This window comes from Brucella sp. MAB-22 (assembly GCF_025908475.1).
Lineage (GTDB): Bacteria > Pseudomonadota > Alphaproteobacteria > Rhizobiales > Rhizobiaceae > Brucella > Brucella anthropi.
This window is the reverse complement of the sequence record NZ_CP109781.1, coordinates 532701-557135: the sequence shown is the minus strand read 5'-3', so window position 1 is coordinate 557135 and position 24435 is coordinate 532701. Positions and strand designations below refer to the sequence as shown.

The window sequence follows — 24435 nt, the reverse complement described above, 5'->3', positions numbered from 1 at the left end:
CCAATATCGGATGCAAAGCGGAGATAGTCCGGGTCAGACCACCGGGCATAAGAAACAAGGATTCGCGAAGCGCCTCTGGCGACGTATTCGCGGGCCGCTGGCGCAGTCTGCCGTGGTTAAAGCCATGCTGGTCTGGCTGATCACCTCCTACTTCAAGCTTGTCTATTTCACAAATTCTCGCTTGAAAGAATCAGCAGACCCACAGGCGCTGGTGGGTAAGGACGATCCTTTCATCGTGACTTTCTGGCATGGGCAACATCTCATGGGACCGTTCATCTGCCCCAAGGGAATTGAACTTGTCGCCATGTTTTCGCGCAGTGCAGATGCGGAACTGAACGCTCGTGTTGCGGAAAAACTTGGATTGTTGACAGTGCGTGGCTCTGGTGGACGAGGTTCTCGCTCCAAGCCTGAAAAGGGAGGCGCACGCGCGCTTCTGACGTTGAAGAATGCTCTCAAAAACGGGCAATCGGCATCAATTATAGCGGACATCGCTCACGGCAAAGCGCGTGAGGCCGGAGAAGGCATCATTTTATTGGCGAAATTGTCCGGTCGTCCGATAATACCGGTTGCTTATGCTTTCTCGCGGAACCATGTTCTGGAAAAGTCTTGGGATAAAACGACGATTCCGCTGCCCTTTGGGCGTTCGATTATCGTGCGCGGCGACAATGTATGGGTCGACGCGGATGCCGATGAAACGCAATTGGAAGAAAAACGCATGGAGCTAACGCGCCAACTCAACGACGCGACCGTCAAGGCCTATGCTGCGTTGGAGAAAGCGAAATGAGCGAACGCTGGGCGCGCAATATGTTGTCTGCCTACCGTGCACTCGGTTCCGCGGCCTATCCATTTATGGGGCCTTACATCGCCTATCGCGCGTCTCGCGGCAAGGAAGAGCGCATGCGTCGCGGCGAGCGCTACGGCAAATCCGCCATAGCACGTCCGCAAGGGCCGGTTATCTGGGCCCACGCGGCAAGCGTTGGTGAAACCGTCGCGATCACGCCATTGATTGAGCGGATCGCTGCGACTGGTATCCATATCGTGCTGACGACAGGTACTGTGACTTCGGCAAAAGTTGTCGCAGATCAGTTAGGTAGTAAGGTCATTCACCAATACGCGCCGCTGGATTTGCAACCGGCGGTCAACAAGTTTCTCAACCACTGGAAACCTGATCTTGCCATCGGTTGTGAATCTGAAGTCTGGCCTGCTACTGTGCTTTCACTCGGCAGTCGCCACACGCCGCAGGTTCTGGTCAACGGGCGCATGTCTGATCGCTCCTTTGCTGTCTGGCAGAAAAGACCGGCTCTGGCCGAAGCGCTCTTTGAAAATTTTGCCTATGTGGTCGCACAGTCGGAACTAGATGCAGATCGCTTTCGTACGCTGGGAGCGCGGCCTGTCAGTGTTTCAGGTAATCTCAAGGTCGATACGAATCCGCCGCCGGCTGATCCACAGGCTCTGGCCGCATTGCAACGCCAGATCGGTGGACGGAGAACGTGGGCCGCAATTTCGACCCATGACGGCGAAGAAGCGATCACAGCAGAAGTTCATCAGATGCTGAAAGTACGCTATCCGCATCTTGTCACGATCATCGTGCCGCGTCATCCAGATCGTGCTGCGGCCATTCAGGCCATGCTGGCTGAAAAGGGGCTCAAGGTTGCGCGTCGCAGCGCCAATGAACCGATTGAAGCCGACACAGATATCCTGCTCGGAGATACCATTGGGGAGATGGGACTTTATCTCCAACTCACCGAAATAGCATTTATTGGCAATTCGCTGACCAAGGAAGGTGGACACAACCCTCTGGAACCGGCGATGATGGGAACTGCTGTGCTAACGGGACGAAATGTCCAGAATTTCCGTGAATCCTTCCAACGCCTCATCAAGAATGGGGGCGCACGCATTGTGAAGGATCGCAATATGCTCGCAGGAGCGATCAATTTCCTGTTCAACAACCCTCAGCATCTCCGTGCCATGATCAATGCTGGGGTGAGCACGGTCAGGGATATGCGCGGCGCACTGGATCGTACGCTTGTCGCCCTCGAGCCGTTTATCCAGCCGTTGATCCTGCAGGCACAGTTACCCGGCAATCGCAATGAGGCTGCCTATCAGACAGGCGGTCACTGAGCATGGTGAGTGAAGCGCCGCCTTTCTGGTGGGATAAACCTGATTGGCGCGCTTTGTCTTTGGCGCCTGCTGCCTGGCTCTACGGAGCCGTGGCGGGCCGTCGGCTTTTGAAAGCGGAACCACCAAAAATTTCTCTGCCGGTTCTTTGCGTGGGCAATTTTACCGTAGGTGGGGCCGGAAAAACACCGACTGCAATTGCTTTTTCTGCTGGCGCAAAAGCACGAGGTCTAAACCCCGGCATCGTCTCACGCGGCTATGGCGGCGCTTACAAGGGACTACACGTTGTTGATCCCGCGCATGACAGTGCGCGTTACGTCGGGGATGAGCCACTCCTGCTGGCACGTCATGCTTCGGTGGCTCTCTGTCCTGATAGGCTAAAGGCGGCTCGACATTTACAGGCGCTCGGTTGCGATTTCATCATCATGGATGACGGTTTCCAGAGCGCACGACTTTTTGCCGATTTTTCGTTGCTGGTTGTGGATGCTGCCCGTGGTATTGGCAATGGAAAGGTCATACCGGCAGGCCCCCTGCGGGCTCCACTGACTGATCAAATGCGTAAGACCGACGCTTTGCTGCGTATCGGCAAAGGTGATGGTGCTGATTTCGTTATCCGTCAGGCAGCACGAGCAGGTAGACCGATATATGAAGCTCACCTTAAGCCGTCGTCTACCGTACCGGTAGCGGGCAATCGTTGGCTTGCATTTGCGGGTATAGGCAATCCTGAAAAATTCTATGCAAGTGTTGCTGAAGCAGGCGGTGAGATTGTGGAAACACGCTCATTCCCCGATCATCACAGCTTTGCATCAGACGATATTCGCAATCTGACAGACACAGCACGTCGTCAGGGATTGGGATTGATCACTACGGCGAAGGATCAGGTGCGTCTGGCAACGATGATTGGAGTTCCTGCCGGTTTTCTGACGAAAATCGCTGTCCTTAACGTTGATCTCAAATTTGATCGCAACGATGCGCTTGACCACATTCTGGATACGGTCATCGAGCGCTTCAAAAGCCGTGTTACAAGCTGATTTTAAGCCTTCTTTCGGCTACGCATTTCAGGATTGACTTCCAACTCACGTTCAAAAGAAATCAGGCCTGTTGCGTAGGGTTCCTGCCGCGAAACACTCCAATATTTGAGTTCATCGAGCGGGATATGGGCGCCTGTCACCGCACACGCGACATAGGCTCCATGCCTGACGATTTCATAATCACCGTCGAGATAGCGCAGAACAGCTTCGGAAGAACGGGGGGATTCAAATTTATTCATGTGTGTAAAACCTTTGTAGCCGACTCTAGCAAGCGTCGTGCGTTGCGTCCAGCAGTACAACATCATACGTCGTTGTAATTTGTAGTGGCCCCCTAAATCCCCGGACACGATCTCCCACTTGTTAAGTGTTAGGAGTAATGTGCCCATTATGATCAGTCATATCCCTAAGATAGAAGTGCTGTCCGGCCCTGAGCGCCGCCGTCGCTGGTCGACAGCGGAGAAGCTCGCGATAGTCCAGGAGACCTACGAGCCTGACGTTACGGTCAGCATCGTTGCGCGACGGCATGGCATTCAGCCGAACCAGTTGTTCGCCTGGCGCAAACTTGCGGCGCAGGGTGCGCTGACGGCCACCGCATCGCAGGAAGAGGTCGTGCCGGCATCCGAATACAGGGCACTTCAGAACCAGGTGAAAGAGCTACAGCGCCTCCTCGGCAAAAAGACTATGGAAGGCGAAATCCTGAAAGAAGCGCTTGAGATAGCATCAGGGTCAAAAAAACACCTGTTGCGCTCGCTCTCGTTGCCGAAGGACGGTTCGCGATGATGGCGGTGTGCGAGACCCTGGGTGTCGCCCGATCCAGCATAGCGGAACGTGTGAGGCAGCGTCCTTCCAGAGCCAGAGGGCGGCCGCCGCTCGCCGATCAGGAGCTGGTGGATGAGATCAAGACAATCATCGACGACATGCCGACCTACGGATATCGCCGGGTTCACGCGATCCTGCGCCGTAAAGCCCGCAACGAAGACCGTCCATGGCCGAATGCCAAGCGCGTCTACCGGGTGATGAAGGTCCACGGCATGCTCCTTCAGCGCCACACCGGTGCGATCGATACGCGCCGTCACGATGGTCGTGTGTCTGTTGAGCAATCGAACCTGCGTTGGTGTTCAGACGGCTTCGAAATCGGCTGCGACAACAAGGAGAAGGTGCGCGTTGCCTTCGCTCTCGATTGCTGTGATCGCGAGGCTATCGCCCATGTCGCGACAACCGAGGGCATCAAGAGCGAGGACGTCCAGGACCTTGTCATCACCGCTGTCGAGAACCGCTTCGGTCTCATCAACACCCTTCCAAAGCCAATCGAATGGCTGACGGACAACGGCTCCTGCTTCATTGCAAAGGACACCAGATCGCTGCTTATGGATATCGGCATGGAGCCGTGTTCGACGCCCGTTCGCAGCCCCCAGTCCAACGGAATGGCCGAAGCCTTCGTCAAAACCTTCAAGCGCGATTACGTCTCGGTGAACCCATTGCCGGACGCCATAACCGTCATCGCGCAACTGCCCTCATGGTTCGAACACTATAATGCCCTTCACCCGCATAAGGCATTGGGGTATCGCTCGCCTCGTGAGTTCTTAAACCGTCAAACCGAAACCTGATCCTGTCCGGTTTTTAAGGGGCAACTCCATACGTCGTTGTAATTCTATCAGCGCCTGCCAAATAGCCGTTCGATATCTGTCAGTTTCAGTTCGATGTAGGTTGGGCGACCGTGATTGCAGGTGCCTGAGCCGGGGGTGGCTTCCATTTCACGCAGGAGCGCATTCATTTCTTCAGGCTTCAACCGTCGCCCCGAGCGAACGGAACCATGACAGGCCATTGTTGCGGCCACATGGTTCAACATGGCCTTCAATCCTTCAGATGTGTGGTGTTCCGCAATCTCATCCGAAAGATCGCGGATCAGCTGCTGCACGTTCATTTCTCCGAGCATTGCGGGCGTTTCACGCACCGCGATAGCACCTGGCCCGAATTGCTCGATGCCAAGGCCAAAGCGGGCAAGTGTTTCCGCGTGGGTTGCCAGTCGCTCGGCGTCTTCTTCCGGCAGATCCACGATTTCAGGAATAAGCAGCATTTGTCCCGATATGGGACGAGAATGCAGGGCGTTTTTCAACGCCTCATAAACAAGACGTTCGTGAGCCGCATGCTGATCTACAATGACGAGACTGTCTTCGGTTTGGGAGACAATATAGTTCGCGTGGATTTGTGCGCGGGCCGCCCCGAGTGGCTTTTGCTGGAGTTCCACCGGTGCTTCGTCACGCGTCGCTCGGGCATCTGCCGCCAGCACGTTAACGGTGGCGAGCGTCGCCTGGTCACTTTCCTGAAAGGAGCGTGCCGCTCCCAAGTCCAGCGGCCGATGCGCCGGATGTGCGGTCTGCGGTGACCATTCGGTTCTCGGGGAGGAAGCTGCGGGGTGCCAGCTCCCCGATGCATAACCAGCCGAAGAAGGCCGCGATGTGAATGATGGTGAGGGCGGCTGGAATCCTTCTGCACGGAACGCTTGCAGCATGGCATCGGCACCGCTGGTCGCAGGCCGAATACCTGATTGCGCCAGTGCTTGTTTGATCGCCCCGACGATTAGCCCGCGCACAAGACCTGGATCACGGAAACGCACATCAGCCTTGGCAGGATGCACATTAACGTCGACAAATGCCGGATCCAGCGTCAGAAACAATGCGGCAACCGGATGACGATCACGTGCCATGACATCCGCATAGGCTCCACGCAATGCGCCGAAAAGCTGTTTGTCCCGCACCGGGCGCCCATTCACATAGGCGAACTGATGCAGGGCGTTGCCACGATTGTGGGAGGGGATGCCGACAAACCCGGCCAGACGCACGCCGTCGCGTTCCGCGTCAATGGCAAGCGCATTTTCGCCGAATTCTTTTCCGAGCACCTGATTGATGCGCTCAAGCGTTGCTTCTGCGCCGCTGCCGGTTGCGGCCAGTTCCAGCGGTGTCCTGTCGGTGCCTGCAAGCGAAAAGCGGACATGGGGAAAGGCAATTGCGATGCGCTTGACGACATCGGTTATGGCGGAAGCTTCCGCACGATCCGTTTTCATGAATTTGAGACGGGCAGGCGTGGCGTAAAAAAGATCGCGAACCTCGGCAATCGTCCCGCGATTGAGCGCGGAAGGACGGGGACCGTCGAGATGTCCGCCGGAAACCGATACTTCAAAGCCGGAGTCAGCGTCCTGCGGACGAGATTTGAGGGTCAGTTTTGCGACCGAGCCAATAGATGGCAGAGCTTCCCCACGAAACCCAAGTGCGCGAATGTCGTGCACATCGTCCGAAAGCTTGGAGGTACAGTGGCGGGAAACTGCCAATGGAAGCTCATCGATCGGAATTCCCGAACCATTATCCGTCACGCGCAACAATGTCTTGCCACCGCCACCGGTCACGACCTCAATGCGGGTCGCGCCAGCGTCGATAGCATTTTCGACAAGTTCCTTGATAACGCTGGCGGGGCGTTCGATGACTTCCCCCGCCGCGATCTGATTGATGATGGTTTCGCTTAAGTGTCGAATTGGCATGACGGAACTATAGAAGGATTCGCTTCTGTAAAGAACATGCTTCTACAGTCCGTCCAGACTACCTTTTGTGCGTCTGAGGGGGCACAGAAATGCACAGTATTGTTGACAGGTAACCACCTTACTGCGGAGCGTAATCCTTATATGCTGGCAAATTCAAATCCTTAAGGCTGTCCGCATTGACAACTGCACGTGCCACGGCTTCTGCCATAACAGTCGCTGCAATCGCTCCAATCGCAGTTACATCGGCTTCCACGTCTTTTGCCTTGCCTGTGGAAAGTGCGAAGATCGTGTCACCGTCCCACATAGTATGGATTGGGTTGATTGTGCGCGCAAAACCGTCATGCGCCATGCCTGCAATCTTTTTCAGTTGAGCCTTGTCGAACGGGACGTTGGTCGCTATTGCGCCAATCGTGGTGTTGGCGCCGCCGGACTTGACCACGCCATGGCCCTGCATGATGGCAGACATCGTATCACGGAAGCCCTTGCCGTCCTCGGTCCGCGCACCAGCCAGAATCTGGCGCGAGTTCGGTGCATAGACGTCACCAACGGCATTGACGGCAACAATTGCGCCGACAACGATTTCGGTGCCAGGCACCTTGTAACTGGCTGTGCCGAGCCCGCCCTTCATGGCGTAGTCCATGCCGAACATTTTGCCGACGGTAGCGCCTGCACCAGCACCGATGTTGCCTTCTCCAGAAGCTTCAGCCTTGGCGGCCTGGCATGCCAGATAACCGGCTTCCTCATCGGGGCGCACAGAAAAATCTCCGACACCGAGATCCATCAGGATTGCTGCTGGTACAATCGGAACGACGCCTTTGCCGATCTTGAAGCCGAGATTGTTCTCTTCAAGATAACGCATAACGCCAGTCGCAGCCGCCAGACCATAGGCACTACCGCCTGAAAGCAGAATAGCTTGAACCTGCTGCACATAATTGATCGGATCGAGCAGATCGGTTTCACGCGTACCGGGCGCCGAACCGCGTACATCAACACCCGCGGAAGCGCCTTCTTCGCAGAGAAGAACAGTGCAGCCGGTCGGGCGTTTTGTCAGTGTGTGGTGTCCCAGCTTGATTCCGGGTACATCCGTGATGCTTCCACCCATAAGCTCCAGCATGCTTGCTCCTCCCTCAGTAGCTGCCGATGCCGCATTGGCGACAAAGGGCATTGCCCCAAGTCCCGCAAGCGACTTGGCGAATGTTCTGCGATCCATGAACAGTTTTCTCCTCCATTTTCGCTCTATTGAGAGAGCGTATTCTTTTCGCGCGCCCGGCGCTGGCGCAGTACGTCTGCCACGTAGTCACGTGACAAAGCATGGTAGAGCGGCTCGTGAGAGATCAGCCGTGCAGTGCCGTAGCCCAGCATCGATGCGCACATGAGTGGAATGACGTTGTTATGATTGCCGGTCATTTCCAGAATGATGACGAATGCAGTCATCGGCGCTTGCACGACGCCAGCAAAATAGCCTGCCATACCGAGAACAGCAGCAAGACTCGCACTGGTTCCAAGAACCAGGCCGATTGTGCTGCCTAGTCCCGCACCGACCGACAAAGAAGGTGCAAATATTCCGCCCGGTATCCCCGAAATCATGGAAAGGAGACCAGCAAGGAACTTCCCTATGAAATAAAGAGGTGGAAGAGCCAACCCTTCCACGGCGCTCCGTGCCTGATCGTAGCCTGCTCCAAAGGTCGATCCGCCGGACGCAATGCCAATGATAGCGACCAGAAGACCGCAAATTCCCGCGAAAAATACTGCGTTGCGAAGAGGGGCCTTTTGTATGCGGCGTCGCACACGACGTCCTAGTTCGAGTGCGAGCGCACTGAAGGCAGCCCCGAATGCTCCACCAATTACACCGCACGCAATCACCAGAACCCAGTCTTTACCGCTGGAAGCAGTAACGGTGGTCAGCCCGAAATAATTATAGTTTCCAACGAGGCCCAGCGAAGCAAGACCGGCGAGAATAACAGCAGATAATACGAGACCGTTGGTTCGTGCGGCGTAGGCGCGCCCCATCTCCTCAATAGCGAAGACAACACCTGCAAGGGGGGTATTGAACGCAGCCGCTATACCTGCGGCAGAGCCTGCAAGGATGAGACCACGCGCTTGTTCCATGCCGCCGAAACGCGCAGATTGCATCATGATGGACGCACCGATCTGCACGGTTGGACCCTCACGACCGATAGATGCACCACTGAAAAGCCCGGCCAGAGTAAGAATGATCTTACCGATCGCGGTTTTGAGTGAAAGCAGCAGAGTTCGATCTTCATGATCGTGCAAATGGCGTGCGGCAATTGCTTGCGGAATGCCACTGCCTCCAGAATTTGGAAACCAGGATAAGGCTATCCAGGAGCAGGCCATAAACCCCACCGGCGTGATCAGCAGGGGAAGCCATGCACGCCAGCCGCTTCCACTTGTGAGGCTCTTGAACCAATCTTGTGCAATGTCCGCAGCTTCGGCAAAGCCTACACTGATAAGACCGATGGCCAGTGCGCCGCACCAGAAGACCAGTCGCGGTTTCCAGACATGTGGTGAGATCCACATGGCTTTTGACCGGCGGATGAGTGGAACGCGTCTATAGGATTTTCTCACTTTGCCCCTGCAAGCCTGCTGCTGCCCGATTTCGATGTGTGCAGAGATTTATCACGTAAATCCTTATCGGTAACTGAAACTTGTCAGCAAAAGGCTTTCCATTTGGTCATAACCGTGTTACCAGCCGGTGCCAATTCAACCTAGCAAACCAGATGTGTCGCTGCTCCCGGACTTATTCCGGAGAGGCGGCTTTTCTCATTCGATAAAATCGGCAAAGGAATTGGCAATGGCTAAAATCGTGGAATCGCCCACTGGCGCTCTCGCTCTCACATTTGATGATGTGCTGTTGCAGCCGGGCCATTCCGAAGTAATGCCGGGGCAGGTTGATCTGCGCACGCGCATCGCCAAGGATATCGAGCTTAACCTTCCTCTTCTTTCTGCTGCCATGGATACGGTGACGGAATCCCGTCTGGCTATTGCGATGGCGCAGGCCGGCGGTATTGGCGTCATTCACCGTAATCTGACGCCGGAACGTCAGGCGGAAGAAGTCCGGCAGGTAAAGAAATTCGAGTCCGGCATGGTTGTAAATCCGGTCACGATCGGACCGGATGCAACCTTGGCCGATGCACAGGCATTGATGAAGGCGCATGGAATTTCCGGTATTCCGGTCGTTGAAAATGCTACCAAGGGGCCGGGCCGTCTTGTCGGTATCCTGACCAATCGCGACGTCCGTTTTGCGTCCGATCCGAAGCAGAAAATCCACGAGCTCATGACTCGTGAGAACCTCATTACGGTCCGCGAGAATGTCAATCAGGACGAAGCAAAACGTCTGTTGCACGCTCATCGTATTGAAAAGCTTCTCGTTGTCGACGATCAGGGCCGTTGTGTCGGTCTCGTCACCGTCAAGGACATTGAAAAGTCGCAGCTCAATCCGAACGCCGCCAAAGATGCCCAAGGGCGTCTACGCGCTGCCGCTGCTACGAGCGTCGGTGAAGACGGTTACGAGCGCGCCGAACGTTTGATCGAAGCCGGTGTCGATCTTCTGGTGGTGGATACGGCGCATGGCCATTCGCAGCGCGTTCTTGATGCAGTGGCCCGTATCAAGAAAGCCTATCCGAATATAGCAATTCTTGCAGGTAATGTGGCAACGACCGCTGGTACACAGGCACTGATTGATGCCGGTGCGGATGCGGTCAAGGTTGGTATCGGGCCGGGCTCGATCTGCACCACGCGTATTGTTGCCGGTGTCGGTGTTCCACAGCTTTCGGCCATTATGTCAGCCGTTGAAGCAGCGCAGAAGCAGAATATCCCGGTAATCGCTGATGGCGGCATCAAGTTTTCGGGCGATTTCGCCAAGGCGTTGGCCGCTGGAGCGGTCGCGGCAATGGCTGGTTCGCTGTTGGCCGGTACGGAAGAAAGCCCCGGCGAAGTCTATTTGCATCAGGGCCGCTCGTTTAAAGCCTATCGCGGTATGGGGTCGGTCGGCGCCATGGCGCGCGGTTCGGCAGACCGCTATTTCCAAGCGGAAGTGCGCGATGAGCTGAAGCTCGTACCGGAAGGCATCGAAGGACAGGTGGCTTACAAGGGGCCGATTTCCGCGGTCCTGCACCAACTTGCAGGCGGTTTGCGTGCTTCCATGGGCTATGTAGGCGCGAAGACGCTGGAGGAATTCCGCGAGAAGGCGACTTTTGTGCGCATTTCCAACGCCGGGTTGCGGGAAAGCCATTCGCATGGCGTTGCAATCACCCGCGAGAGCCCGAACTATCCCGGCGGCATGTAAGGTCAGTTCCCTGTGTACTTATAAAAGGCGGCTTCAAGCCGCCTTTTCATTTTGCGAGAGTTTCTAGTTCCTTTGGATCGATGAGAAGCCCGTTGGCGCTTTCCACGATACAATCACCAAGCGCCTGAAAGTCTTTTCGGCGCATACTCTGTCGCCGCCAGAACAAGGCGATTTCCCGCTTTGGTTGCTCGCCGTCAAAGGGCACGATACGCATATGATTACTGCGTGCTTCTGCGCGCACCGCGATTTCGGGAATGAGAGTAAGGCCCATTCCATGACTCACCATTTGTAGAAGCGTGGTCATGCTGGTGGCACCATATTTTACAAGCTGGCGCTGAGAAGGCAGCGAACAGACGGCCAATGCCTGATCCCGCATGCAATGCCCCTCTTCCAACAGGAGTAAACGGTCGAGAGCGACGTTGTCCTGTGTCATAGGCGAAGCGAGAACCGTTTGATCATTGGTTGAGGTCGCAATCAGGAAGCGGTCGTCGAACAGCTTTCTTTGGGCAAGCCGCTCATCATCAATGGGAAGGGCAGCGACAATTGCATCGATTTCACCCGCGTGTAGTTCATCAAGAAGTTTCGCGGTTACGCTTTCTCGCAATTGGAGGCGAAATGACGGATGCCGTTCGCGTAAAAGAGGGATAAGAACCGGGACCAAATAGGGTGCGACAGTTGGAATGATGCCCAGCCGCAGCCGTGTTTGTAACAATCCTCGGCTTTGCGCGGCTATTTCCTCAAGTGTGTGGAGTTCGCGCAAGATGGTCTGGATACCCGGATAAAGCTGCTTGCCGAGCTCCGTCATTATCACCTGTCGCTGTGAGCGCTCGAAAAGGGGCGCGCCTGCAAGAGCTTCCATTTCCGCGATCTGGGCCGAAAGGGCCGGCTGGGACACGTGTGCCAGTTGCGCGGCTTTGCGGAAATGCAGCGTGGCGGCAAGCGCTTCGAAATAGCGCATTTGACGTACTGTAAACATGATAAGAAAAACTTATCGAAAATAATCGGAAAAGCAATTGGAGATTATGATTGGAATAGGTCTAATCTGAGCCAGTTACCTAGCCACGGCACGACACGGACGAACTGTGTCGTGCTTATAGCAAGGCTAGTTGTATTCCAATATTGGCTTTTCAGGAGGGAATTCCCATGACAGATCGCCCAATTATGACGACGAGTGCAGGCGCTCCGATACCGGACAACCAGAATTCCCTGAGCGCAGGTGAGCGCGGCCCGCTTTTGATGCAGGACTATCAGCTCATTGAAAAACTAAGCCATCAAAACCGCGAACGTATCCCGGAACGTGCCGTTCATGCCAAGGGCTGGGGCGCTTATGGTACGCTGACCATCACCGGCGATATTTCGAAATACACCAAGGCCAAGGCACTGCAGCCGGGAGCCAAAACGCCGATGCTGGCGCGGTTTTCGACTGTGGCCGGTGAGCAGGGTGCGGCGGATGCCGAGCGCGACGTGCGGGGCTTTGCTCTCAAGTTCTATACGGAGGAAGGTAACTGGGATCTGGTCGGCAACAACACGCCTGTGTTCTTTGTACGCGACCCGATCAAGTTCCCGGACTTCATTCATACCCAGAAGCGTCATCCCAAGACGAACCTGCGCTCGGCGACCGCCATGTGGGATTTCTGGTCGCTTTCACCGGAAAGCCTGCATCAGGTGACGATCCTGATGTCTGATCGTGGCTTGCCGACCGATGTGCGCCACATCAACGGATATGGCTCTCACACCTATTCGTTCTGGAACGATGCCGGTGAGCGCTATTGGGTCAAGTTCCACTTCAAGACCATGCAGGGCCATAAGCACTGGACCAATGCTGAAGCCGAGGGTGTGGTTGGTCGCACGCGAGAATCCACCCAGGAAGACCTGTTCACGTCCATTGACAAGGGCGATTTCCCGAAGTGGAAGGTCCAGGTGCAGATCATGCCGGAACTCGATGCCGACAAGACACCGTACAATCCGTTCGATCTTACCAAGGTCTGGCCGCATGCGGATTATCCGCCGATTGATATCGGTATCATGGAGCTGAACCGTAACCCGGAAAACTACTTCACCGAGATCGAGAATGCGGCTTTCTCGCCGTCGAATATCGTGCCGGGCATCAGCTACTCGCCTGACAAGATGCTGCAGGCGCGTATTTTCTCCTATGCGGATGCGCATCGTCATCGCCTTGGCACGCATTACGAGACCATCCCGGTCAACCAGCCGAAGTGTCCGGTTCATCATTATCACCGCGATGGTCAGATGAATGTCTATGGCGGTATCAAGACCGGCAATCCGGACGCCTATTACGAGCCGAATTCGTTTAATGGCCCGGTCGAACAGCCGTCAGCCAAGGAACCACCTTTGCGCATTTCCGGCGATGCCGCCCGCTACGATCATCGTGTGGGCAATGACGACTACGTGCAGCCGCGGGCCTTGTTCAATCTGTTCGATGAGGGACAGAAGCAGCGCCTGTTCTCCAACATCGCTGCGGCAATGGGTGGGGTGCCGGGCTTTATCGTCGAGCGCCAGCTCGGCCACTTCAAGCTCATCCATCCCGACTATGAAGCTGGCGTGCGCAAAGCCTTGAAGGATGCACATGGTTATGAAGCCAACACGATTGCTACAAATGAAGAGGCAACGGCAGCCGAATAAACCTAGTTTATAAGACAGAAAGAAAGCCGGAGCTCGTTGCTCCGGCTTTTTTGTTTTGATTTGCCGATTGCCTTTTCCCTGCAAGGAAGGCTATGCCCGAGCAGGCATTCGAGAAGGAGACACAATGCGGCTTGGCGGACGCCTGCAGGCGGCTATCGAGGTATTGGATCAGATTGAAGCGGGTACACGCCCGGCTTCTGACGTGCTGAAGGATTGGGGCGCTTCCCATCGTTTCGCAGGTGCGGGTGACCGCGCTGTGATCGGCAATATCGTCTATGATGCACTGCGCCGCAAATTATCCATCGCATGGCGAATGGATGTCGATGACGCACGCGCTCTGGCTTTTGGCGCATTATTGGCCGACGGCGGCATGGATATTGCGGCCATCGACGCTGCTCTCGATGGAGACAAGTTTGCGCCGGAAGTGCTGGAGCAGCCGCGTCGTATTGCTTGGGAAAGCAGGGATGTCACAGAAGCGCCTGCCCATGTTCAGGCGGATGTGCCCGAATGGTGTGCATCGTCGCTTGAGGAACTTTTCGGCGCGCGCTGGGTGGATGAAGGCAGGGCGCTGGCAACGCGACCGCCAGTCGATCTTCGTGTGAACAGTTTGAAGGCGACGCCGGAAAAAACGCTCACAGCACTTGAAAAGGCTGGCGCTGCACCCGCGCCGTTCCTTGCGCAGGCGCTACGCATCCCACCGATTGAAGCACTTGGGCGCCATCCGAATGTGCAAGGCGAGCAGGCCTTTCTCGACGGCTGGTTCGAGGTCCAGGATTTGGGGTCACAGCTCGCCGCACTCTTTGCCGGTGCCAAACCCGGCCAGCAGGTACTGGACTATTGCGCTGGAGCTGGTGGAAAGACATTGGCTTTGGCCGCTGCGATGCAAAATAGCGGCCAAATTCACGCCTATGATGCTGAACGCTCCCGATTATCGCCGATGCATGAGCGACTGCAGCGTGCTGGAGTGCGTAACACGCAGGTCCATGGAAATCTCGATGCACTGGACCCACTGACAGGGCAGATGGATCTCGTGCTGACCGATGCACCTTGCACTGGTTCCGGCACATGGCGCCGCCGCCCGGATGCGAAATGGCGGTTGAACGACCAGCAGCTTGAGCGGCGCGTTCAGGACCAGAAGGAAGTGCTGGAATCTGCCAAGCATTATGTGAAGCCGGGCGGACGTCTGGCCTACATTACCTGTTCATTGTTCGCAGAAGAAAACACGAGACAGGTTGCACAGTTTCTCACAGGGAATGCTGATTTTACGGAAGTTGCGCCAAAGGCTTTGTGGGATACAATTGTAGCGGACGCTGGTGATGTGAAGCCAGTATTCTCGTCGCACGGCGCGGTATTCTCGCCATTGTCCACTGGCACTGACGGGTTTTATGTGAGCCTTCTGCAGAGATCAAACTAAAGCATTTCCAGCAAAAGTGCGAAGCGGTTTTCCGTTGGATAATGCGTGATAATAGATGAAAAGAAGGGGGGACGATGTCAGCGCATCGTGTAGCAGAACCGGATTTCAAAGAGCGCGTCGAGGAAAGTTTTGGTCGGCAAGCAGCCATGAAACTGATAGGCGCTGAACTGACACGGTGTGAGCCCGGTATTGTTGAAGTTGAGATGCCGTTTCGTGAGGAGCTGACGCAACAGCATGGCATTCTCCATGCGGGTATGATTTCTGCCGCTCTCGATTCTGCTTGTGGCTATGCGGCACTGACACTGATGCCCTCCGACGCAGCTGTACTGACCATCGAGTTCAAAGTGAATCTGCTGGCTCCAGGCAAAGGGGAACGTTTCCTCTTTCGTGGAGAGGTCACCAAACCCGGGCGGACGATCATGGTTAGTGATGGACAGGCATTCGCCGTAACTGACACGGAAGTGCGCCTGATCGCAACCATGACCGGAACAATGATGGTCGTGCAGGACAGAAAAGGCCTGCAGGGATGATTAAAACTGTCGCCGGAAAGCGTCTCCTCTACGTCATGGCAGTGGATGCCGAATATGGGCGTCATTTGGCGAAGCTCTTTACGCCGGTCATGATCGGGGTAGGGCCAGTCGAGGCGGCTGCCAATCTTGCATATACTCTTGCAGGTCTGGCGCAGGCGGGAGAAAAGCCCGACCTCGTGGTCTCGCTTGGCTCAGCAGGCTCAGCCAGTTTACCGCAAGCTGAAGTGTTTCAGGTATCTTCTGTATCCTATCGCGATATGGATGCTTCACCTCTCGGGTTTGAAAAAGGTACAACGCCTTTTCTCGATCTTCCCAAAGTGATCGAGCTCCCGGTTTCTGTACCAGAAATCCCTGTCGCTTCGCTCTCAACAGGTGCCAATATCGTTTCCGGCAAAGCCTATATGACGGTTGATGCGGATATGGTTGATATGGAAACCTATGCCTGTCTGCGCGCATGCCAGCTCGCAGGAATTCCGCTTTTTGGGCTTCGCGGTATCTCCGATGGTGCAAGCGAGTTGCAGCATGTCGGGGACTGGACGCAGTATTTGCACATTATCGATGAAAAACTGGCCCATGCTGTCGAGCGATTGGAGGCTGCAATCGCGGATGGTCTCCTGTCGGCTCCTGACAATGGTATGTCAGTATAGGTCGATTTTTGGCAACGCACTTGTTGAGCACGATGCCTATAACCCATATAGGCATTGCATCCCGGTCACTTTTTAAATAGACGCTGCACATGAGCACCACGGCACATCCCGACACAATCCTAATCATCGACTTTGGCAGCCAGGTTACGCAGCTGATTGCGCGTCGCGTGCGCGAAGCCAGTGTCTATTGTGAAATCGTCCCTTTCCAGTCTGCGGAAGAGGCTTTCAAGCGGCTGAAGCCGAAAGGCGTTATCCTTTCAGGCAGCCCCCATTCGACGACTGATATTGGGTCGCCGCGAGCGCCGCAGGCCGTTTTCGAGGAAGGCATTCCCGTTCTCGGCATCTGCTACGGCGAACAAACGATGTGCGCCCAATTGGGTGGCAAGGTGGAAAGTGGCCATGATCGCGAATTCGGTCGTGCTTTCCTGGATGTGCAGGAAGACAGCCCACTCTTCGAAGGCATCTGGGCCAAGGGCACTCGTCATCAGGTCTGGATGAGCCATGGTGACCGTGTTACGTCGCTGCCCGATGGCTTTACCATTATCGGCACTTCGCCGAATGCACCTTTCGCGGCTATCGCTGACGAGAAGCGCAAATATTACGGCGTGCAGTTCCACCCGGAAGTCGTGCATACGCCGGATGGTACAAAACTTCTTCAGAACTTCGTTCATCGTATCGTCGGTGTGAAGCCGGGCTGGACCATGGGCGCCTATCGCGAACAGGCAGTCGAGGCGATCCGCAAGCAGGTTGGTAGCGGCAAGGTGATCTGTGCGCTTTCCGGCGGTGTGGATTCTTCTGTTGCAGCACTCCTGGCGCATGAAGCCATCGGCGATCAGCTGACCTGTATTCTGGTTGATCACGGGCTGATGCGTAAAAACGAAGCTAACCAAGTCGTTGAAATGTTCCGCGAACATTACAACCTGCCGCTCATTCTCGTTGATGCTGCTGATCGTTTCATCGGTGAGCTGGAAGGCGAAACCGATCCTGAAAAGAAGCGCAAGACGATTGGCCGTCTCTTCATCGAAGTGTTCGAGGAAGAAGCAAAGAAGCTCGGCGGTGCGGATTTCCTCGTGCAGGGCACGCTCTATCCGGACGTTATCGAAAGCGTTTCGTTTACCGGCGGTCCTTCTGTCACGATCAAGTCGCACCACAATGTTGGTGGTTTGCCGGAGCGCATGAAGATGCAGCTGGTTGAACCGCTGCGTGAACTGTTCAAAGACGAAGTACGCCTGTTGGGCAAGGAACTCGGCCTGCCGGATAGCTTCATCGGTCGTCATCCGTTCCCTGGACCGGGTCTTGCTATCCGCTGCCCGGGCGGTATCACTCGCGAGAAACTTGAAATCCTGCGTGAAGCCGACGCGATCTATCTGGATGAAATCCGCAAGGCTGGCCTCTACGATGCCATCTGGCAAGCTTTCGCTGTTCTGCTGCCGGTTCAGACCGTGGGCGTGATGGGCGATGGCCGTACCTACGAATTCGTCTGCGCACTGCGCGCCGTGACGTCTGTGGACGGCATGACCGCCGATTTTTACCATTATGACATGAACTTTCTTGGCAATGCGGCAACTCGCATCATCAACGAGGTACGCGGCATCAATCGTGTTGTTTATGACGTGACCTCAAAGCCGCCCGGCACGATCGAGTGGGAGTGATCGGGCGTCTGGCACTGTCTGGCAGCTAGCGGAATAAAAGCCAGCGATTTCAATATGGAATCGAAAAATTGGGCGATTCCGTTTGGTGCTGATTGGCACCGTTTGGCATGACCAAGCACGTATTTGCATGGCATGGATCATGGTATCGACCAACGCCGATGCCATGCGCCATGCTCGATACCATGTGGGCCTTTTCAGCGGATCCATGGTATCGAGCGACAGGAAACTGTTGAACTTCATTGGCTTAGTTCGCGAAAACGGGCGCATTCGCGGCATGGTATTTCCGGGTCCCGAAGGCACTGCGCATTGCTTCCCTATACCACGCAGCGGAACCTCAAGCCGCAAGCCTAAAACGGCCCCTATACCTGATATGGTTCGTTTCTAACCCGTGCAGCCGTGCAGCGGCGAGTTAGCGAGCCGTGAACAGGTCGGCGGTGGCGTCGTCGCGTTGCGGTTTCTGGCCGCTGTCCCACAATCCCATGCCGCGTTTTCCCATCGCACGCGCGGCGTTTTCCGACACGCCACCTAGGGTTTTTCCTACCTCACGCCAAGACATTCCCGTAGCACGCAACGCGGCGGCTTTGCGTTGCAATTCGCGGCGGTGTTCCGTCCACCAACGTGGATCGCGCTTGAGTGCAGTCGTCACGGTGCGCACGCTCACGCCGAACTTTGCGGCCACTTCGCGGTTCGTCGGAACGCGCTTGAATTCGGCGCTCATGCGGGGTTCTCCACGTAGGCCGCCATAGCGGCATAAAGGACAGGGGCGGCGATGCTGGCGGCGCGGCGACGTGCGCGAGCAGCTTGCAGGGCGGCGAACGCTTCGGGCGTGAACTTGACCCACACCCACTTCGCCACACTCTTGGCCGTGTGCATCGCTTCGCGTTCCGGCAGTGGGTGCGCGAACTCGTTGAGCGTGCGGGTGTACTGCCGACAGGCCGCGTGCCATGCGTCGAAATCGCCATAGGCGAAGCGGTTTTTGTAGGCCCATCGCCGCAGGCCATCGAACAGCGCGACGTTGCGGCCTTCGCCCACGGCTTCGGCGCGGGCGATGCGCAGCGGCAGGTTGTCCGGCAGGTAGTCGCGCAACTCGTCCAGGTCGTAGGGCTGGCCACGCTCCCAGAACGTGCGCCAGCGCGGATGGCCTGGGTTCTTCGTGAGCCGGTGCGAATAGGCCCGGTCGGCATCGAGGGCGTTCGTCATGGCGCACTCGATGCGCGCCAGCAGCCGCAGCGGCTTGCCCCGGCTGGCTTCGCTGCGCGACACCGGCGCGGCCAGCACGTAGCCCAGATGCACGTGCCCGTTGGCCGGATTCTCGGCCACCCAATTCGGGGTCGGCATGTCCGCGTCGTCCCACGCCAGCGCAGCGCCGGGACGGTCGATGTCGAACACCATCGCCCAGACCCTGCCCCGTGGGTTGGGGTCGATGTAGGCGCGTTCCAGCGCGGGCGTGCGCGGTAGGTGCCGTTGGCCGTACTGCGCTGGGTCGTTGCTGCACCACATGCCCGCCGGGGTCTGCTTGCGGAACAGGTCTAGCTGGCGGTTGAGGGTCATCGGGTCGGCTCCGTTCGCTCGACCGCTCGGGTCGCGCAGCAACCATATCAGGTATGGGGGCCGTTTTGGGCTTGTCTCACTCATTGGCGGGATGGGGCGACCGGGTAGCGGTGGGGTAGTGGGTGCAGGCGGTGGGCAGGGCGTGGGCAACAGCTCCATCGTTGTCCATCCCTGTCCATGGTCTGTGCCCACGGTCGGCGAAGCCGAACCCCACGGCCTCGCGTAGCGAGCCGGGCGCGCAAGGCCGCAGGCCGCGCAGGGAGCGCAGCGACCGCAGGGGTGGGGGTCCGGGGGAGGGCGATCACGGGCGGCGCTCTACGGGCTTCCTAGGCGGTTTTGCGGAGCAGAGGGGGAAGGTCGGCACCAAAAGGGCAGATTCGAGCAGTGTATTTAATTCGTGATGCGTCACATATAGCGAAACATCATTAGTATTCCGTGACGCGTCACGGTATTATGATCGCTACCCAACAAGGCCATGCCCATGACCGACCAGCAACAGAAAAGGGGACGCAAGCCACTCGGAGATGCGGCGATGACTTCCGCCGAGCGGGCGCGCCGCTACAGGCACGATAGAGCGAAGGCCGCGCAGCTCGGCCGCCTTGCCGCCGTTGACGATCGGACGGCAGAGCGGGTGAGCACGATGGCGCTGATTGACACGTTGCGCGATTGCGTGACGCGTCGCGACAAGAAAAACGGCCGTAACGTCCTGCGCCTGATCGGCCAGCGGCTGGCAGAACTCGATGACCTGGCGAAGCCGAACGGAGACCCCCAATGACCAAGCCGAAAAGCTACATGACCAAGGCCGAGCGGGCGGAGCTGGTCGCTGATGGCATGTCCGAGAATGGGATGCTGGGCGCGGAGGCCGAAGCCGCCGAGAAGGCTGGCGACCTTGCACGTGTGGACGATGAAGAAAGCCGCTTGGAACAGCTTTGGCAGCAGATGGATGCGGACGTAGACGACGGCCGCGCGGCGCGCGAGCATTTGGCCGCCGGCTTCCCGATCTACTACCGCGAGGCCGACACGCCGGAAGGCTTGGAAATTAAGAAATACCCGGACGGCCGCCGGGAACTGGTGCGCTTCCACCGGGCAGGCGATGAGGTCATCCGCGCTCTATGAGTAGTGGACGGCCGAATTTATGGGTGTTCGCCGGGCCGAACGGCGCGGGCAAGTTCACGCCGGGAAGGCCCGGAAGCGCCTCACCAGCAAGCGAAACAGAGCGGCCGAGCTGTGAATTGGCACGTGCTTTCACATGCAGAACATCGTGCCTTTACGTGCAGCCCCCTTCGTGCCTTTACGTGCAGCAACACCTTTCGAGCCCTTGTGCCGCAAGGCTTCCAGAAACCGTAACGCGCGCGCGCGCTTTTAAATTCTTTAACTAAAAGCTTTTAACGCACGCGCCCTGTGGGTAACTCGGGCTGCGTTACGCCGCGTGCAACGAAAGATAAATAGCACCAAAAGAATAAAGGACAGCGGCAACCCGCAACAGCCCCATAAGGTAGCCAGAGAAGTCAGGGGGGCTTTCAGAGGGTGGACTGCCACCCCCCTACGTCCACAGCATGGACAAGGCTTAGATCGTCACTTACGCGGATTCAACCTTGCCGACATCCTCTAATGCTGGAGCGAAGTAAATCAACGCAAAGGGAAGCAAAGGGAAGCAAAGGGAAACGTGATTGCTCTCGATTGCACTGAATTGCGCAACTTGCATCCCTACACCTTGAATTGCACTCCCGCACCTTCGATTACGCAGAAGCAGACGGCAAGATGTGTGTTGTACCGGTGCGGGCTATGCCCGAACCAGTACAACACCGCCCCTTTACTCGCCTTCGGCTCGACGGGAATCTTGCTCTGCGAGGCTAACGGTCGCTGCCGCGACAACCATCCAACCGCCAACGAATTGCGAGCGTTGGGCATGGCATTTTTCATGGTATTGGGCGGGCCTGCGCTGCCATTGCATTGATGCGCAATGCGAATTTCGACGTTCAACAATCGAGTGGGAATGATTTGGGTTCGCCTATCACACCAAATGTGATTTAAATCGCCGAAAACCCTTTGGATTTATGCCCGTCAGTTCTTGCTGGCGGGCATATCATTTTTATAGCTCAGCATTGGCCGCTCCCGATCAAAACAACAACGACGCGATTAAAACTATGAGCGTTTCAAGTTCTGGACCGCGTAGGGATCGAGAGTAATCTTGGCGAATTGAGCGATGCTGACAGTCTGAGGCTGTGACGTGATGTTTACCAGCCAGAATTCGTGCTCTGTTGCAAAGGCCAGAACGTGATCAGGCCGCGACGAAATAAGCTGCCACCAATCCTTTCCTGCAAGTCCGGACAATGTTTTTATCGTGGTGAAGAGTGGACGTTTCCCACCTGCGAGTGTTGGTTCGCCTTCACCTGCAGTAAGTCCGAAAGGTCCGGTGAGGGCTGAAAGTGTAAGGCTGTCGAGACCAGCATTCAGCACCGATATGGCATAGGCCAATGCGAAGCTTTCCGCGAATTTTCCATTATGGCGCGGATCGCGATTGGCCATCGCAATGCGCTTGCCATTCGGGTTTTCCATCGTTCTGCTGCCATAAGGATTCTGGCGCATGGGGATGGTAGACGGCCCGATGCGATAGGGCTTGTCGCCATAGACTGCTCGCACCGAACGGGTAATGAAAGGCAGCGCCTCCAGTGTTTGCATGACGCTTAGATCATCGGCGGCATGAACAATCGGATTGGTGCAATGGGTGACGAAATCAACAAGCTCGCCTGGAACGCGCTTGCGATTAAGCTCGGTGAAATAGCTCAGCATTCCGCCACCAAGCCGCGCATTCGGGAAGGCTGCTCTTGCTGCCGCATAGACATCTTCAAGCGGGGGGCAGGTTGGCCATTCGCTGCCGGGTGGTGTCGACTGCCGATCTATAGCCGGTGAAACAATGACCGCATCTGGGTTAAAGCCAGCCGCTTTCATGTCAGAAGCGATTGCTGTCGTCTCTTCGATGAGCGATTTCTCGCAAGGTAATGCAATTTCGAGCGAAACGCGCGCGCTATGCTTCGCAGCCAAGGTCGCGAAATCAGCAAAAGCTGATCCGTTATGACCTGCCATTGGATCGTATTGAAATAACAAATCCTGCGGGTCAATTTCCTGCAACAGATCAATTGCAGCAAGGCTTGCCTTGGCTTCTTCCGGTGTGATGATGATGCCGATATTTGGCAATTTGCCACTTGTGTTGCCGAGCGTAATGCTCACCGGCTCCGCATTCGTGCCCGCTTGTAATGCTGCTTTGCGTGTGTCGGAAATGTTGAGCACGATGCGCTGATGCTGAGGTTTGGAGGCTTCGATCTGGTAAGGCCATGGCAAGGCCAGCGGACGTACATAGGTCTTGTAAGATGCATCGGACCAGTTGCGCTGATCTTCCATCTCAAACGTATCGCCTTCCATGCGGCATTCGGCCGTAACGCCAGGCATGGCCTCATGGGTGATCGCACGCATATCCTTGAAAGGCTGCCATGGCTCAATCAGATCGGGCAGCTGTGTTCTATTGAGCGTGCCATCGACATGCTCGACAGTTACAGGCGAACCGGCAACGCCGACGATTGGATGCAGGATGCAGAAGCCGCAACGGTTGGTTTCAAAGCCTGTCGCAGTATTCGCTACGGCGTCGAAAGTGAGCGTACCGCCACTCTTTGCCTGAATGCGGACATCAATGGTGAGTTTGGTCGCATCCGGGCCTTCGCAACGTGCCTGATAGGTGACGATGAAACCGCTGTCGCTTTGCTCGACGTTCAGATCATGGATTTGCGGATTATAGGTCCCCCAGTCGCGATCCCGCACCAGATAGGAGACGGCACGCAGAACTTCGACACCGTCGTAAGTGATGGTGCGAAGATTGCCGTCGTTCAAATCCAGGCTAAGCAAGCCCGCTTTCAGATGCGTCGGCTTAGCTTCGGTTTCACGCGTTCCATAGAGCAGGAAAGGATCGACGTTGCTCATTTGAGCAGCGCCGTAATGTCGATGCGGTTGCCGCTTGCGGCACTGTCATAGGCGGCTTCGACAAGCGCGAAAGTCTTGAGATTATCCGCACCTGATGTTGAGGTTTCTTCGCGAGTTTCCAGCTTGTCCACCCAATGCTGCTGAATGGCAAAGACGCTTTCCTGAATATTGTGCCATGGACGTGTGGCCCATGAGAGCAGTTTTGGTGAAACGTCGGAAACCGTGGTGCCGTTCGGCGTAATCACTTCAAGGCGATAACCCTGATAAAGCCGGATCGAACCTTCGGTGCCATCAATTTCAATGAGTGTTTCCGGGAAAGGATCGGTTTCGAGCTTGGTGGCATAGCTTACGTCAACTATGGAAGTAGCACCATTTTCATGGTCCATGAGGATGGTTGCAACATCTTCACCCTTGATCTTAGGGTTCACACGCTTGGTGCGTGCGACAAGGCTCGTAACGTCGCCCAAGATAAAGCGCGCAATATCAAGCGTGTGGATCCCGAGGTCTTCGATGATGAAGCGTTCGCCTTCTGCAAGATATGGCTGCCCGGAAAACACGTCGAAGCCCGAGCGGAAGGAGAAACGTCCCCAGAACGGCGTGCCGATGACGCCACTGTCGAGTGCCTTGTGCACTGCCTGAATAGGCGTCTGCCAGCGGAAGTTTTCATGGACCATGAGCGGAATACCTGCTTCATCGCAGACCTTCACCATGGCCTTTGCATCATCAAGCGTTTTGGCAAAAGGCTTCTGGCAGATTGCTGGCACCTTGTGGGCAGCAGCAAGTTCCACCAGAGCACGATGGCTTGAAACTGTGGTGGCGATATCGACAAAGTCGATGCCGCCATCTGCAAACAGCGCTTGCGCATCCGTGTAGTGGCGTTCGATGTCAAACTGGTCGCCGACAATCTTCAACCGCTCAGGATCGCGGTCGCAGATTGCCACGATTTTGGCACCTGAAACGTCATTCCATGCGTGCATCTGGTTGATTGCGAAGAAACCGCAGCCGATCAGAGCGCCATTCAATTCCGCCATTT

21 protein-coding genes are annotated in these 24435 nt (G+C 56.3%); 12 read left to right on the top strand and 9 right to left on the bottom strand.

The features are described from left to right. The first annotated feature begins 10 nt into the window (after positions 1–10). Genes OHI65_RS02560 through lpxK form a run of 3 tightly spaced genes read left to right on the top strand, consistent with a single transcriptional unit; the run spans position 11 to position 3149 of the window. Positions 11–784: a lysophospholipid acyltransferase family protein gene (locus tag OHI65_RS02560; RefSeq protein WP_010661009.1), complete on the top strand. Its 774-nt coding sequence runs from the start codon at positions 11–13 to the stop codon at positions 782–784. After that, complete coding sequence (waaA, locus tag OHI65_RS02555) at positions 781–2121, top strand: lipid IV(A) 3-deoxy-D-manno-octulosonic acid transferase (protein WP_011982762.1); 1341 nt, start codon at positions 781–783, stop codon at positions 2119–2121. Before OHI65_RS02560 ends, waaA begins: the two co-directional genes overlap by 4 nt. A gap of 2 nt (positions 2122–2123) precedes the next feature. Next, positions 2124–3149, top strand: a complete 1026-nt coding sequence (gene lpxK, locus OHI65_RS02550) for a tetraacyldisaccharide 4'-kinase (RefSeq protein ID WP_125300721.1) — start codon at positions 2124–2126, stop codon at positions 3147–3149. Between the two features lie 2 nt (positions 3150–3151). On the opposite strand, the gene OHI65_RS02545 is transcribed toward lpxK, so the two are convergent. Next, a complete protein-coding gene (locus OHI65_RS02545) occupies positions 3152–3388 on the bottom strand; it encodes a DUF2093 domain-containing protein (protein WP_010661012.1) in 237 nt (78 codons plus the stop codon). A gap of 148 nt (positions 3389–3536) precedes the next feature. On the opposite strand from OHI65_RS02545, the gene OHI65_RS02540 reads away from it, so the two are divergent. Next, positions 3537–4756, top strand: a protein-coding gene (locus OHI65_RS02540; RefSeq protein WP_264358634.1) for an IS3 family transposase whose coding sequence is annotated in 2 segments (ribosomal slippage) — positions 3537–3876 and positions 3876–4756 — 1221 coding nt in all. Because the reading frame shifts where the segments join, the coding sequence is not laid out codon by codon here. A gap of 47 nt (positions 4757–4803) precedes the next feature. Here OHI65_RS02540 and mutL read toward each other — a convergent pair. The 3 genes from mutL to OHI65_RS02525 form a co-directional block, all read right to left on the bottom strand. After that, positions 4804–6684, bottom strand: a complete 1881-nt coding sequence (mutL, locus tag OHI65_RS02535; protein ID WP_264358725.1) for a DNA mismatch repair endonuclease MutL — start codon at positions 6682–6684, stop codon at positions 4804–4806. A gap of 118 nt (positions 6685–6802) precedes the next feature. After that, the gene (locus OHI65_RS02530) at positions 6803–7894 is read right to left on the bottom strand and encodes a P1 family peptidase (RefSeq protein ID WP_125302596.1); all 1092 of its coding nucleotides are present in this window, start codon (positions 7892–7894) and stop codon (positions 6803–6805) included. A gap of 26 nt (positions 7895–7920) precedes the next feature. After that, positions 7921–9270 (bottom strand): chloride channel protein, encoded by a 1350-nt coding sequence (locus tag OHI65_RS02525; RefSeq protein ID WP_029376223.1) that lies wholly within the window; start codon positions 9268–9270, stop codon positions 7921–7923. A 226-nt stretch (positions 9271–9496) separates the two neighbouring features. Between OHI65_RS02525 and guaB the strand changes: the two genes are divergently transcribed. Further along, positions 9497–10990, top strand: a complete 1494-nt coding sequence (gene guaB, locus OHI65_RS02520) for an IMP dehydrogenase (RefSeq protein ID WP_010661016.1) — start codon at positions 9497–9499, stop codon at positions 10988–10990. A gap of 46 nt (positions 10991–11036) precedes the next feature. Here guaB and OHI65_RS02515 read toward each other — a convergent pair whose 3' ends face one another. After that, entirely contained in the window at positions 11037–11966 is a 930-nt protein-coding gene (locus OHI65_RS02515) for a hydrogen peroxide-inducible genes activator (protein ID WP_011982769.1), read from the bottom strand. A 167-nt stretch (positions 11967–12133) separates the two neighbouring features. Here OHI65_RS02515 and katA point away from each other — a divergent pair, with 167 nt between their 5' ends. The 5 genes from katA to guaA all read left to right on the top strand — a co-directional run bounded on the left by katA (position 12134) and on the right by guaA (position 17876). After that, a complete protein-coding gene (gene katA, locus OHI65_RS02510; RefSeq protein WP_125302599.1) occupies positions 12134–13633 on the top strand; it encodes a catalase KatA in 1500 nt (499 codons plus the stop codon). A gap of 124 nt (positions 13634–13757) precedes the next feature. Beyond that, the gene (locus tag OHI65_RS02505; protein WP_125302602.1) at positions 13758–15047 is read left to right on the top strand and encodes an RsmB/NOP family class I SAM-dependent RNA methyltransferase; all 1290 of its coding nucleotides are present in this window, start codon (positions 13758–13760) and stop codon (positions 15045–15047) included. Positions 15048–15121: 74 nt separating this feature from the next. Further along, positions 15122–15577: a PaaI family thioesterase gene (locus tag OHI65_RS02500; RefSeq protein WP_010661020.1), complete on the top strand. Its 456-nt coding sequence runs from the start codon at positions 15122–15124 to the stop codon at positions 15575–15577. Next, positions 15574–16224: a 5'-methylthioadenosine/S-adenosylhomocysteine nucleosidase gene (locus tag OHI65_RS02495; RefSeq protein ID WP_125302604.1), complete on the top strand. Its 651-nt coding sequence runs from the start codon at positions 15574–15576 to the stop codon at positions 16222–16224. Before OHI65_RS02500 ends, OHI65_RS02495 begins: the two co-directional genes overlap by 4 nt. An 89-nt stretch (positions 16225–16313) precedes the next feature. After that, entirely contained in the window at positions 16314–17876 is a 1563-nt protein-coding gene (guaA, locus tag OHI65_RS02490) for a glutamine-hydrolyzing GMP synthase (protein ID WP_125302607.1), read from the top strand. Positions 17877–18285: 409 nt separating this feature from the next. Here guaA and OHI65_RS02485 read toward each other — a convergent pair whose 3' ends face one another. Continuing rightward, a complete protein-coding gene (locus OHI65_RS02485) occupies positions 18286–18594 on the bottom strand; it encodes a hypothetical protein (protein WP_125302609.1) in 309 nt (102 codons plus the stop codon). Further along, complete coding sequence (locus tag OHI65_RS02480; RefSeq protein ID WP_185758033.1) at positions 18591–19427, bottom strand: replication initiation protein; 837 nt, start codon at positions 19425–19427, stop codon at positions 18591–18593. Before OHI65_RS02480 ends, OHI65_RS02485 begins: the two co-directional genes overlap by 4 nt. 481 nt (positions 19428–19908) lie before the next feature. On the opposite strand from OHI65_RS02480, the gene OHI65_RS02475 reads away from it, so the two are divergent. After that, entirely contained in the window at positions 19909–20202 is a 294-nt protein-coding gene (locus OHI65_RS02475; protein WP_125302615.1) for a hypothetical protein, read from the top strand. Further along, a complete protein-coding gene (locus OHI65_RS02470) occupies positions 20199–20543 on the top strand; it encodes a hypothetical protein (RefSeq protein WP_125302617.1) in 345 nt (114 codons plus the stop codon). The genes OHI65_RS02475 and OHI65_RS02470 overlap by 4 nt, the downstream gene beginning before the upstream one ends. Before the next feature lie 1029 nt (positions 20544–21572). Here OHI65_RS02470 and OHI65_RS02465 read toward each other — a convergent pair. Together OHI65_RS02465 and OHI65_RS02460 are read right to left on the bottom strand one after the other, a co-directional pair. Continuing rightward, positions 21573–23402: a hypothetical protein gene (locus tag OHI65_RS02465; protein WP_125302620.1), complete on the bottom strand. Its 1830-nt coding sequence runs from the start codon at positions 23400–23402 to the stop codon at positions 21573–21575. Continuing rightward, positions 23399–24433 carry a Gfo/Idh/MocA family protein gene (locus OHI65_RS02460; protein WP_125302622.1) on the bottom strand — a complete coding sequence of 345 codons (1035 nt, stop codon included), beginning with the start codon at positions 24431–24433 and terminating at the stop codon, positions 23399–23401. Before OHI65_RS02460 ends, OHI65_RS02465 begins: the two co-directional genes overlap by 4 nt. Positions 24434–24435 lie beyond the last annotated feature (2 nt).